At 48.9% G+C, this 10,654-nt stretch carries 16 protein-coding genes and 1 tRNA gene; 11 read left to right on the forward strand and 6 right to left on the reverse strand.

Annotated elements, in window-relative coordinates:
* Positions 1-130, forward strand: a 130-nt coding sequence (locus tag JW878_00080) for a hypothetical protein (protein ID MBN1761465.1), incomplete at its 5' end; no start/stop codon positions are given.
* 109 nt (positions 131-239) lie between these two features.
* On the opposite strand, the gene JW878_00085 is transcribed toward JW878_00080, so the two are convergent.
* On the reverse strand, positions 240-689 hold the full coding sequence (locus JW878_00085; GenBank protein MBN1761466.1) for a hypothetical protein: 450 nt from the start codon (positions 687-689) through the stop codon (positions 240-242).
* Positions 690-906: 217 nt separating this feature from the next.
* On the opposite strand from JW878_00085, the gene JW878_00090 reads away from it, so the two are divergent.
* From JW878_00090 to JW878_00115, 6 genes are all read left to right on the forward strand, one after another.
* Positions 907-1,359: a 50S ribosomal protein L18e gene (locus JW878_00090; GenBank protein MBN1761467.1), complete on the forward strand. Its 453-nt coding sequence runs from the start codon at positions 907-909 to the stop codon at positions 1,357-1,359.
* A 56-nt stretch (positions 1,360-1,415) separates the two neighbouring features.
* A complete protein-coding gene (locus JW878_00095) occupies positions 1,416-1,847 on the forward strand; it encodes a 50S ribosomal protein L13 (GenBank protein MBN1761468.1) in 432 nt (143 codons plus the stop codon).
* Positions 1,826-2,257, forward strand: coding sequence for a 30S ribosomal protein S9 (locus JW878_00100; GenBank protein ID MBN1761469.1), 432 nt, complete (start codon positions 1,826-1,828; stop codon positions 2,255-2,257). The genes JW878_00095 and JW878_00100 overlap by 22 nt, the downstream gene beginning before the upstream one ends.
* Before the next feature lie 12 nt (positions 2,258-2,269).
* Entirely contained in the window at positions 2,270-2,455 is a 186-nt protein-coding gene (locus JW878_00105; protein ID MBN1761470.1) for a DNA-directed RNA polymerase subunit N, read from the forward strand.
* 39 nt (positions 2,456-2,494) lie between these two features.
* Positions 2,495-2,569 (forward strand) — tRNA-Pro (locus tag JW878_00110).
* A 67-nt stretch (positions 2,570-2,636) separates the two neighbouring features.
* Positions 2,637-2,807, forward strand: a complete 171-nt coding sequence (locus JW878_00115; protein MBN1761471.1) for a DNA-directed RNA polymerase subunit K — start codon at positions 2,637-2,639, stop codon at positions 2,805-2,807.
* Between the two features lie 119 nt (positions 2,808-2,926).
* Here JW878_00115 and pdxS read toward each other — a convergent pair whose 3' ends face one another.
* Positions 2,927-3,832 (reverse strand): pyridoxal 5'-phosphate synthase lyase subunit PdxS, encoded by a 906-nt coding sequence (pdxS, locus tag JW878_00120; GenBank protein MBN1761472.1) that lies wholly within the window; start codon positions 3,830-3,832, stop codon positions 2,927-2,929.
* A 148-nt stretch (positions 3,833-3,980) separates the two neighbouring features.
* Here pdxS and JW878_00125 point away from each other — a divergent pair, with 148 nt between their 5' ends.
* Both JW878_00125 and JW878_00130 read left to right on the forward strand, forming a co-directional pair.
* Complete coding sequence (locus JW878_00125; protein ID MBN1761473.1) at positions 3,981-5,051, forward strand: methyltransferase domain-containing protein; 1,071 nt, start codon at positions 3,981-3,983, stop codon at positions 5,049-5,051.
* Positions 5,052-5,122: 71 nt separating this feature from the next.
* Positions 5,123-5,410 carry a hypothetical protein gene (locus tag JW878_00130; protein MBN1761474.1) on the forward strand — a complete coding sequence of 96 codons (288 nt, stop codon included), beginning with the start codon at positions 5,123-5,125 and terminating at the stop codon, positions 5,408-5,410.
* A 156-nt stretch (positions 5,411-5,566) separates the two neighbouring features.
* Here the strand turns inward: JW878_00130 and JW878_00135 are convergent, their stop codons facing one another.
* Positions 5,567-6,385, reverse strand: coding sequence for a thioredoxin family protein (locus JW878_00135; GenBank protein ID MBN1761475.1), 819 nt, complete (start codon positions 6,383-6,385; stop codon positions 5,567-5,569).
* A 21-nt stretch (positions 6,386-6,406) separates the two neighbouring features.
* Positions 6,407-6,853, reverse strand: coding sequence for a hypothetical protein (locus JW878_00140; GenBank protein MBN1761476.1), 447 nt, complete (start codon positions 6,851-6,853; stop codon positions 6,407-6,409).
* A gap of 88 nt (positions 6,854-6,941) precedes the next feature.
* Between JW878_00140 and dph2 the strand changes: the two genes are divergently transcribed.
* Together dph2 and JW878_00150 are read left to right on the forward strand one after the other, a co-directional pair.
* Positions 6,942-7,937, forward strand: a complete 996-nt coding sequence (gene dph2 / locus JW878_00145; GenBank protein MBN1761477.1) for a diphthamide biosynthesis enzyme Dph2 — start codon at positions 6,942-6,944, stop codon at positions 7,935-7,937.
* A gap of 113 nt (positions 7,938-8,050) precedes the next feature.
* Positions 8,051-8,755 carry an MTAP family purine nucleoside phosphorylase gene (locus tag JW878_00150; protein MBN1761478.1) on the forward strand — a complete coding sequence of 235 codons (705 nt, stop codon included), beginning with the start codon at positions 8,051-8,053 and terminating at the stop codon, positions 8,753-8,755.
* A 43-nt stretch (positions 8,756-8,798) separates the two neighbouring features.
* Here the strand turns inward: JW878_00150 and JW878_00155 are convergent, their stop codons facing one another.
* Entirely contained in the window at positions 8,799-9,179 is a 381-nt protein-coding gene (locus JW878_00155) for a hypothetical protein (protein MBN1761479.1), read from the reverse strand.
* A 638-nt stretch (positions 9,180-9,817) separates the two neighbouring features.
* Positions 9,818-9,967, reverse strand: a complete 150-nt coding sequence (locus JW878_00160; protein ID MBN1761480.1) for a hypothetical protein — start codon at positions 9,965-9,967, stop codon at positions 9,818-9,820.
* Between the last annotated feature and the right edge of the window lie 687 nt (positions 9,968-10,654).

Consider the following 10,654-nt stretch of genomic DNA (forward strand, 5'->3'; position numbering starts at 1 on the left):
ACTTGCAGAGGTGATCGTGGGCGTGAGCCAGGGCGGGCGAACGGTAACGGCACGCGGTGCACGGGACGACATTGTCATGGCGTCCGTCGAGGCCTATATCAGCGCGTTGAACCGGCTGTTGCAGAAGTAGACACAATCCAGATCAATTTTGAGGAGCGTAAATCGCTCCTCTTCAATTATTTACGAGAGGCTTTTTCCTCCTCTTACCAGTGATACCGAAACGTACGAGGCTGCGACTACTATGTCACTGTGACCGTGTCTTCGCTACAAACGATACATTTATTCGTTGCATTGGGACCACAACACGCTTTGAATGTGTATATTGCTCCCCCCGAAGGTATTGTATCTTTGCTCTGCACAGTGAATAAAACCGGATATGAACTTTCAAAACCAAGTTCTTTGTCTATAGTTTTTGTTTTCTGCCAATCCCAGTACTTCTCACAATCGGGAGGTTCGACAAGGTATAAATGGACATCAAAAGAGTTTTTAGATATAATCTGTTTGTCGTGATTCACCACATCAAATTTGACGTTGATCGCTCCCTCGGGATGTATCTCAGTGGGCTCTATTTGGAAGTTCTTGATCTCAAGCCCAGATTTCTGAGTGCCAGAAATACACGCTCCTGCCACTAATACAATAACTATACCAATAGCAACTAACAAAAACCTTCCATTTCCTTTCTTTTTCATTCTTTACATGACCTCCTCATTCCATAGCATCAGGTAATAAAAATTGCAACCTAATGGCAATCTATACTACCATATTGTACTTCAGCACTTAAAAAACTTACGATAACACAAATTCGTGGAAAGTTGTTACTAATTCCTTTTTACCGACGGTATTTTTGAAAAATGCCAGGGCAACTTCCGGGAGTTCACCGAGTCCGAAAGCGCACAGAAGAATTTTATGGTGCACGCGTTATTAGAGTTATCGGCGAAGGTAAAGGCGAAAGGTGAAGGCGAAGGCGAAGACCGAGAAGAGAAAAGAAGAAGAGAAGAGATGAGAAGAAGAGAAAAGACAGATCCACGGATCGATCGATTGATAGGGGATTTGAAGCGGATTTCGCGCGAGAGCAGCGCACCGCTGTGGCGGGACATCGCGAAGCGATTGGAGAAGCCGCGACGGCATTACGCTGAGGTGAATCTGAGCAAGATAAACAGATATTCAGCGGAGAACGACACGATCGTGGTCCCGGGCAAGGTGCTGAGCGCGGGCGAGATCGAGAAGCCGGTCACCATAGCGGCGCTGGGCTTCAGTAAACGGGCAGTTGAGAAGATCAGCTCGCGTGGTAAGTGCGTGAGCATTGAGGAATTGATGGAAGCCAACCCGAAAGGGTCCGGTGTGAAGATAATCGTTTAATCAACCACCAACCAAATCTTTTTAGGAAGAAGGAGTTATTAGAAAGAGCGATGGGGATAGAAGTAATAGATGGCGAAGGGCTCATCTTGGGGCGAATGGCAAGTGCGGTAGCGAAGAAGCTCCTGACCGAACCGGATACTGAGATCGTGATCGTTAATGCGGAACGCGTAGTCATAAGCGGGTCAAAGGAGCGGACTTTTAAAGATTACAAGGCGAAGAAGGATCGCGGTTCAAAAGAGCAGGGGCCGTTCTACCCGAAAATGCCCGATCGGATCGTGAAGCGCACGATACGGGGTATGCTCCCTTATAAGCAGGGTAAGGGCAGAGATGCGTTCGCGCGTTTGAAGGTTTATCTGAGTATACCCGATGAATATGAAGCGGCTGAGCGTGGTTCCGTGGCGAACGCCTCAGCAGAACGGTTATCGCGTAAATATGTAACGGTAGGGGAGGTAAGTGAAAAGTTAGGATGGGCACCAAAACGAAGGTAAAGAAACCCGTGAACGAAGTGGGGAAGCGGAAGACCGCGGTCGCACGCGTAACGATAAAAGAGGGTAAAGGCGCTGTAAGGATAAATAAGAAGCCGTTGGAAATCATCGAGCCGGACGTGGTCCGGGCGAAGCTGGCGGAACCGTTGTTTATCGCTTCTCAGTTTCCTGATATAAATATTGCGAGCATCGATGTGGAGGTAACCGTGAATGGTGGCGGCTTCATCGGCCAGGCCGAAGCTGCTCGTACTGCTATTGCGCGTGGCTTGGTGGAATGGACGGAGAACGAGGAGCTGAAAGAGACCTATCAGGACTATGATAGGACCCTAGTGGTTAGTGACATGCGTAAGCGGGAGACGAAGAAGTTTGGTGCAAAAGGCGCACGAGCAAAGCGGCAGAAGTCCTATCGGTGAGGCGGCGGACTAATGATTCCAGTTCGGTGTTTCACGTGCGGAAAGGTTATATCAGACGTTTGGGATGAGTATAAGGAGCGGATAAAGCGCGAGGATCCAGGCATGGTGCTGGACGATTTAGGGATAACGCGCTATTGCTGTCGCCGAATGCTTCTGACGCACGCGGAGCTTATAGATGAGGTTGCACCTTATGGATAAGACTAATGACGGAGTGGATGGTAACTAATGATTGACGAAGGGGTTGTAGGGTAGCTTGGTCTATCCTTCGGCGTTCGGGACGCCGAGACCTGAGTTCAAATCTCAGCAACCCCATTCTCTCATCACGTGCTCACCATACATAAATAAAGGAAGGTTGATCTTCTTGACGAAAAAAGGAAGAATGGAATATACGAAATACGAAAAATCACGCATCATAGGTGCTCGAGCACTGCAGATAGCCATGGGCGCTCCCGTGCTCATAGAGACCGACGAGATGGACCCCATAAACATTGCCATAGAAGAATTCGAGAAAGACGTTGTACCAATAACAGTGAGAAGGAGCGAGGACTGAGTTACTCACGACTCCGCTCGCTTCTACTGACTATTTAGCTGACTACGTGACTGACGTTAAAGCAGATTTATTTGTGCGGGTGTTACGCTACGTCTCTCCGTCTTACGCTCGCTATGCTGCTACCAACCCCGCACCTGCAGCAGCTCCTCTTCGCCCAGAACGCTCACTTCAATGCCCTTCATCGGCGTTCCTAAGCCCTTAGAAAGCTCAGCCAGTTTCTTCGCGTCATCGTAGTTGTTCACCGCTTCCACAATTGCCACGGCCATCCTGTCTGGCGTTTCTGATTTGAAAATGCCTGATCCGACGAAAACACCGTCTGCACCGAGCTGCATCATGAGCGCGGCATCCGCAGGTGTTGCCACGCCGCCTGCTGCGAAGTTCACGACGGGCAAGCGCTGCAATTCCGCTGTCTCGCGCACTAATTCAACGGACACTTTTGACTCTTTCGCCACGTCTTTCAGCTCCTCGTCGTTCTTTCCCTTGAGCGCTCGAATCTCGCCCATGATTAGCTTCATGTGTCGAACCGCTTCCTTCACGTCGCCCGTTCCTGCTTCGCCCTTCGTCCTTATCATTGCCGCTCCTTCCTCTACTCTCCGCAACGCCTCGCCTAAATCGCGCGCGCCGCAGACGAACGGCACGGTAAACTTTCGCTTATCCACATGATGCGTGTCCACCGGCGTGAGAACCTCTGATTCGTCTACCATGTCCACACCCAGCGCTTCCAGTATCTCCGCCTCGACGAAATGGCCTATTCGGCACTTTGCCATCACCGGTATCGTTACGGCATCGATAATCCCCGAGATGACCGCGGGATCTGCCATGCGTGCTACGCCACCGGCCTTCCGTATATCCGCGGGAACGGCATGTAACGCCATGACCGCAATTGCACCAGCATCCTCAGCGATCCTCGCCTGCTCTGTGCTCGTTACGTCCATGATCACGCCGCCCTTCTGTAAGGACGCAAAACCTCGCTTTAAAAGCTCTGTTCCGTGTCTCAGCTCCTCAATTACTACCTGTCCCTTCATTCTTTCTCATCCTCTTGGCTTACTCTATCTCCGTCACACCCTTATCCTCATGCATAACAACTATCGCACTTTAATCTTCTGTTTTCTGCTCCTCTTTCGTTAAGTTCAATATGTAAACTACGCGCTTTTATTCTTATAAAGATTCAAAATGCAACTTGCTTTCGAGCTGTCCGGGGAGCACGAAACGCTGCCAAAGGCTGAGGTTCTCGCATGCCTAGACGCATCAGGCGTTGCGTACGAGGAACGGACGTTCTTAGAGGGACTCTTGGTGATTGAAGCACAGCTCTCGCCCGAAAATGCGCTTCTCCAAGTGCTATCAAAGCGATTAGGAATGACGCATCGCGTTTATGCTGTGTTAGGCACGAGCGCGCTGGTCGAAAAGCAGATACAGGAACTCGTTAACAGCGTGGACGTGAGCGCTATTATGGGAGCGGAGCGCACCTTTGCGGTTCGTACCCGGTTCATGCGCAAAAGCAGCTTGTATTCGAGAAGAGATGAGTTATTAAGGCTGGTGGGAGCGTGCATCACGAGAGCGGGTTACACGGTGGATCTTAAAAGGCCGTCAAAAACCTTCGTTCTCCTGTTAACAGCACAAAAATGCTTCTTCTGTCTGCTCGTGCATGCGATGGATAAGCAGCACTTTGAGGCTACGAGGCCGCATTTCCGGCCTTTCTTCTCGCCGGTCGTTATCATGCCGAAAATCGCGCGTGCGCTGGTCAATCTCAGCGGCGTTAACGCTGCAGAGCTTCTTCTTGACCCGTTCTGCGGCACAGGCGGGATACTGATAGAAGCAGGGGCAATCGGAGCAGGGGCAATCGGAGCAGACGTGCAGAGGAAGATGGTGGGCGGAGCACGGGAGAACCTGGAGTTCTTTGGACTGCAGGGTGATTTAATCGTAAGTGACGCGTCTAAGATTCCCCTGAAGGATAACAGCCTTGATGCGGTTGTAACAGACATGCCGTACGGTCGAGCGTCCTTTGTATTAGGGTCAAGCTTCCGTGTTACCAAATCGCGCTCGGTTTCCATCGAGCTGCTACACCAGGAGGCCCTCGCTGAGATCCACCGTGTCCTGAAAACGGGAAGAAAAGCGGTCATCGTCTCTAATTCACGGGCTTTCCATTCCTTCGCCCGTACGTACGGTTTCCGGCTCGTTGAACAGCACGCCTATCGCGTCCACAAAAGTTTGACCCGGTACATAACCGTGCTCGAAAAAGCATGAGGGAAACCTTTTATTCTTACAATTACAGATACAGAGATAGAGCGAGAGGATTAAAAGCGAAAGGTGAGAAGATGAAAGTGCGTATGTCAAATGGACGAGAGGTAGAAGCGACGAATGTGGATTTCGAGACGTGGAAAGAGGATTGGAACGAATATAAGCTGGATGACGGCACGGTACTGAGATTTAAGACGGTGGTCAGCAGCATTATTCGCACCGAGAATTACGACCCGATGACCGGAGACCCCGTCTATCACGTTCGTTCTACCAACATACTCAGAGTGAAAGTGCCGGACGAGCTGAAGCGGCTGCCTAATTCGCAAAAGCCAATTGACGAGGGAGAGGGTATGGAAGTGGGCTAGCAGCAGTATCGCTAGCTCAGCTCAACTCACTTAACTCAACGCAGCAGAAAAGCCGATTGCTGATTTGCAGCATGCACAATGGTTAACGAAACCTTTTGATTACGAGTATTGTGATTGCCTTAAATTTTTCAAAACACTCTACCGTCTCTTTCGCTACTACCCGATTTGATCTAGCAACGCTTCGATTTCAGGGTCGGAACAAACAGCTTTGGGTTTGTTCTCTGTTAACGTGCACATAATGGCTGTCAAGACTTTCTCTTCTTGCTCTTCGCCAATTCGCACCCCGGCTCCAATCCGGTAATACTGGCACCCGAGAACGATCGTTGGAATACTACCCGTGCTATATCGGTTAAATACCGCACTATCCGTGCCCGCGTTGTTCATATTGTCGTGGAACGCGATGTACCCCTCGAACTTTGACGTTACTCGCTCCATTATCGGATGCTCCCACCGACATGCACTGCACCCGTTATTGCCGAAGAAATAGACAATGGGCTTTCCCTCCTCGGTACATGGGGCGTCGGTACTTACGATAAAATTGCCAATTGTCGGTCCTTGCTGCTGTTCTTGTGCTCGTTTTTCTTCCTGCTCTTGCTGTAACGCGACCAAGGATTCAAATTCCTCGATGTTAATGGCTGTGGGAAACAGTAGCTCGCCGTCTTTCGTTATGTATATCTCCAGCACTTCTGAGGATCCCTGCGCGGATATATCAGCTACGACTTTGTACAGATTTGCGTTCTCTAGCTCCGATACGTTTGCCAGGGAGACCTCGACACCAGAGGGGACGGCATACTCCGTGAGGAAGTCGATTGTCTTGGCGCCAGCTTCTTCCGGTGTCAATACGGTTGTAGCTGTGGAATCGGACGGAGCACAGTGTATTTGCGCTGACTGAAGAATCGACCCGCCAACGGCAATTCCCATCAGCAGGCCGATTATCACACCGAGAGCTAAAAAATCGAGAGAGAATGTCTTCATCTCATTATCTCATCCCTTCCATCAGCCCATAGTTTCTGCTTGTTCCTGCTGCAATTCCGCCATCGCTTTGTATTCCTCTATGTCAATGGCACCGGGGAATAGGATCTCGCCGTCTTTTGTTATGTACACTTCCCGCGTTTCCGAAGTCCCCAGCATGGATACATTCGCCGCTACGGTGTACAGATTCGCGTTCTCCAGCTCGGTCACATTAATCAAGGAAATCTCAACACCGGGTGGAATGGCATACTCTCTGAGGAAGTCGATCGTCGTGGTACCCGCTTCTTCTGGTGTCAATGCGTTTGGTACCGTGGACTCAGGCAGGGTACATTGCGTTTGTGCTGGTGAAAGAACAACGCTGCCAACGGCAATGCCCAATAGAATGCCTATTATCAAACCAAGAGCTAAAAAGCCAATATAAAACGTCTTTACGCCTTCGTTCCCGGATTTTCGAGTAGGTTCGCTGGTCATGTTACATCAGCTAATAATTCACAGTCTACGAGTATAAAAACCCCGCGCAATTTTTAGCACATAAAAGAAAAGCAAGTAATTAGTTACTATGGAGCACCGAGCATACGAGTTCGAATTGGAGCGGATAAAAGCGCTGATACGAGAGCGAGGCGCGCGCAGAGTCGGGCTGCAGCTTCCAGAAGGCCTTAAGACCGATGCTCCGGCGCTCGCCGCGGCGATTTCACGTGAGACCGATGCGGACGTGATAATCTCCGGGAATTCGTGCTATGGCGCGTGCGATATTGACGAGAAGTTGGAAGGCATCGTAGACCTTCTTTTCCATTTCGGGCATACCGCCTCCTCCTCGTTTAAAACGAGAACACCGATGCTAAAAGGAAAAATAGAGGAAAAGGTTATTTTCGTAGAGCTCCGAAGCACAGTTGACGTAAAACCGGTGGTGGAGCGCGCAGCAGCCGAGATAACGGGCGATTGCGTGGGATTAGTCGCTACGGTGCAGCATGTTCACGCATTGACCGAAGCGAAAGACGTGCTTGCGCGCGCAGGAAAGGAGGCGGTAATTGGTACGGGTGCCGATATGGTAAAATACGATGGCCAGGTTTTGGGCTGTGAGTTCTCTTCTGCACGGGTTCCCTGCAATGAGATGCTGTTTATCGGCAGTGGCAGCTTTCATCCGAAGGGGATCGCGTTGTATACCGGTAAGCGAATAATTGCGGCCGATCCCTTCACCGGTATGATCACCGTAATTGAGCCGGAGGAACTGCGAAAGAAGCGACACATCGCGATCGGGCGCTCGCTGGATGCGAAATCCGTGGGGATACTGATCAGCACAAAGAGCGGCCAAATGAGCCTGAACGAAGCGATTGCGCTGCAGCGGAAAGCCGTTGCGAAAGGTTTGGATGCTTATTTGATCGCGCTGGAGGAGATAACCGAAGATCGACTGCTCGGCTTTAACGTTGACGTGTTTGTTAATACCGCGTGCCCACGCGTGGCTGAGGATTTTGTCCAGTTTAAGAAGCCGGTTCTTTCGATGAACGAGTTTGAGGTTGTTCTCGGGGAACGAAGCTGGGACGAGCTGTGGCCATAGAGAGAAATGTTGCTCTGTTGATATTCCCTAAATAGCGGGCGTTCAACGACAGCAGAGGAGACCAAAAATAAGTTTATTATTCGAAAGAGAGGATTCTTTATTGGTGATGGAAGATGGCACTTGGCATAATCGGTGGGACGAGTTTATTCGATACGGAACTGCTTGTGGATACGCATGAGCGAGAAGTGAAGACCGAATACGGCCCGGTTTACACGCTCGTTGCAACGGTCCATTCACAGGAGATTGTCTTCATTCCACGACATGGTAAGGAACGAAACATTCCGCCGCATCGGATTAATTATAAAGCGAATATGCGCGCATTTAAGGACTTAGGCGTGGATGAAATCATCAGTGTGACGTCGGTTGGCAGTTTGAAGCGTGCCATACCACCACGCTCCCTGGTCGTTCCGCACGATTACATTGGTCTCTTTAATATCCTCACGTATTATGACAATGAGATCGTTCATGTTACACCGGGCCTGGATGAGGCGTTGAGAAAACGAATACTCGAAGCTGCGCGGTCGTTAACTATTACAATCATCGAGAAGGGCGTGTATTTCCAGACCTTGAGTCCACGGCTGGAGACGAAAGCGGAGATAACCATGATAAAAGATTATGCCGACCTGGTCGGGATGAACATGGCGTCGGAGGCAACACTGGCGACCGAGCTGGAATTACGGTACGCGAACATCAGCACCGTGGATAATTACGCGCACGGGATCGTCGAGGAGCCGTTAGACTATAAGGATATCGTCGAAGCAGCAGCGCAGAGCCGCGCGGATGTGGAGCGGGTGCTGGTAAAGGTGGTTGAAGGATGAGTAAGTAAAGTGAATCACGGCTTTTTGGTTGCGTACCCCTTGCTCAGCTCACGTCTTCCAGGCACGTTATTTTTTCTCCGTTCGCCCCTTTCTCTTTATTCCATTGTAACAAATGTGGTGCATCGGTATCGATATAGAGAAATGTGTTGGGGACTGCTCCTTGTTTCTCACACTCTTCTGAAATTTTGACCCACCCGCCGGTATTGATGAATAATCGCTTTTTCGCTTCCATGTAATACGTGCCGGCATAATGGGTATGGCCAAAAACAACGACATCTGCGTCTATATGCTTGCCCTTTTTATCCACATAGCGTTCCTCTATAACGTCTTTGACCGGCATGCATTTCGGAATGATTTTACCCGTATTTCGCCGCCAGATCTCTGTATTCAACCACGTAACTACCTTCGGGAGAATTGTCACCACGAAATAAGCTGAAATAATAATCCAAAGGATACCGAAACCGCTCCATAGCGGCGTATCTCTGAACCAAAAGATGAATCCTAAAAGGTAGAGAAAGAAAAGTAAAATGAATGCAGATGTGGCCCGGAAAGTCCTTCCAATGTTTTTAGTGAAAGATACATTTGCGAGGTCTTGATGCCAATCGATAGGATCAAAGCGAAACTTTAGACGATTACTGAGCGTATAGAAGATCTGGAATTTGTCAAATTGCTGGCCGTGTAAAAATACATATCTCTTCTGGCCAATGTCCACTCCTTCTACTCGCTTTGTGCCTTTAACGCGCTTGGATTTGGGGTACGTTCGAAAAAAGATCTCGAAGGTGCTGTTTCCTTTGTACGGGAACCTGACACCTTTCTGCTTCCAAACTTTTTTTATCTCGAAGATATCCTCGTCGTGGTTCCCTATTACGTAGATAATATCGCAATCAAGAGCATTCAAGATGGAAATCGGGGTTAGTACATCTTTTGCGACGTAGTTCCGATCGTCTTTCCGGGGGTCCCAGAGCTCGAGGATATCGCCCAGAAGCACAATCGTGCCCGGCCTTCTTATCGTAATCTCCTTATCGTCGCATTTGAGTGAGGTGCCATTCGCATCTAACGTGCTTAGCCAGTCAGGAAGTCCCAGAACTCACGGAAATTTGATGCCTCGCCGCCTAAATGCACGTCGGAGACGACGATAACGGGTTCCTTTATGCTTCCGCTTTTTTCTTCCGCGCTCTTCACCGCCACCTCACCCCCATAGTGATGAATCATTCGCGCACACCATATAAAAACTTTTCTAGAGATTGTGGACTTTGCAATGAGGTATGACCTTTATTGTGCATGAAGGTGTGTGTGGTGGGGAGAATTTCCTAAAAAACTACGAGGACGTGGAGAAGGTGCTGGTGAAGGTTATCGAAGATAAGAATGAAATGGTCGCTTTCGCGAAAAATTCCCTTTATCTGCCGCTCGTTAAGATCTTCAAAGCTAATTCAGTTCCGATGTATTCTGGAAGACAGTTCCTATTACGCAACAAGAATTTTTCGATGGCTGGATACAACCCTATTTCGTGCATTTTAATACTTCTTTATTGTATACACCTACTTTCTTACAGTTAAAACCCGTTCTGCACCATCGAAGCTTTCGTCTGGTGTGAGCCCACTTCTTACTTTACATCTCGTACTTCGAGTATTTTGGAAAGATATTTAAATAATCGTTTAGGAGTGAATATTTCTAAGGTTGGAATATTAATATCTGCTAAATTCCTATCCGTAGTTAATAGAATATCTATTTCCTTGCAAAATGCTAAATCCGCAATAATTTTTTTATCTTTCCTTAACTCTGGATTACTCTTACAAACTTTATTCAAAGTTTGGTAATGTCCCATAAACCATGACTTTTATAAGTACCCGATCTAATAACTTACTCCATGGCTGGAGCAACTTCAAATGACCAGATATG

The organism is Methanomicrobia archaeon (assembly GCA_016930255.1).
Classification (GTDB): Archaea; Halobacteriota; Syntropharchaeia; order Alkanophagales; family Methanospirareceae; genus JACGMN01.

Coding starts and splice junctions, on each gene's coding strand:
- JW878_00085 (MBN1761466.1), bottom strand. CDS start 689: ATGAAAAAGAAAGGAAATGGAAGGTTTTTGTTAGTTGCTATTGGTATA.
- JW878_00090 (MBN1761467.1), top strand. CDS start 907: ATGGTGCACGCGTTATTAGAGTTATCGGCGAAGGTAAAGGCGAAAGGT.
- JW878_00100 (MBN1761469.1), top strand. CDS start 1,826: ATGGGCACCAAAACGAAGGTAAAGAAACCCGTGAACGAAGTGGGGAAG.
- JW878_00105 (MBN1761470.1), top strand. CDS start 2,270: ATGATTCCAGTTCGGTGTTTCACGTGCGGAAAGGTTATATCAGACGTT.
- JW878_00115 (MBN1761471.1), top strand. CDS start 2,637: ATGGAATATACGAAATACGAAAAATCACGCATCATAGGTGCTCGAGCA.
- pdxS (MBN1761472.1), bottom strand. CDS start 3,832: ATGAAGGGACAGGTAGTAATTGAGGAGCTGAGACACGGAACAGAGCTT.
- JW878_00125 (MBN1761473.1), top strand. CDS start 3,981: ATGCAACTTGCTTTCGAGCTGTCCGGGGAGCACGAAACGCTGCCAAAG.
- JW878_00130 (MBN1761474.1), top strand. CDS start 5,123: ATGAAAGTGCGTATGTCAAATGGACGAGAGGTAGAAGCGACGAATGTG.
- JW878_00135 (MBN1761475.1), bottom strand. CDS start 6,385: ATGAAGACATTCTCTCTCGATTTTTTAGCTCTCGGTGTGATAATCGGC.
- JW878_00140 (MBN1761476.1), bottom strand. CDS start 6,853: ATGACCAGCGAACCTACTCGAAAATCCGGGAACGAAGGCGTAAAGACG.
- dph2 (MBN1761477.1), top strand. CDS start 6,942: ATGGAGCACCGAGCATACGAGTTCGAATTGGAGCGGATAAAAGCGCTG.
- JW878_00150 (MBN1761478.1), top strand. CDS start 8,051: ATGGCACTTGGCATAATCGGTGGGACGAGTTTATTCGATACGGAACTG.
- JW878_00160 (MBN1761480.1), bottom strand. CDS start 9,967: ATGATTCATCACTATGGGGGTGAGGTGGCGGTGAAGAGCGCGGAAGAA.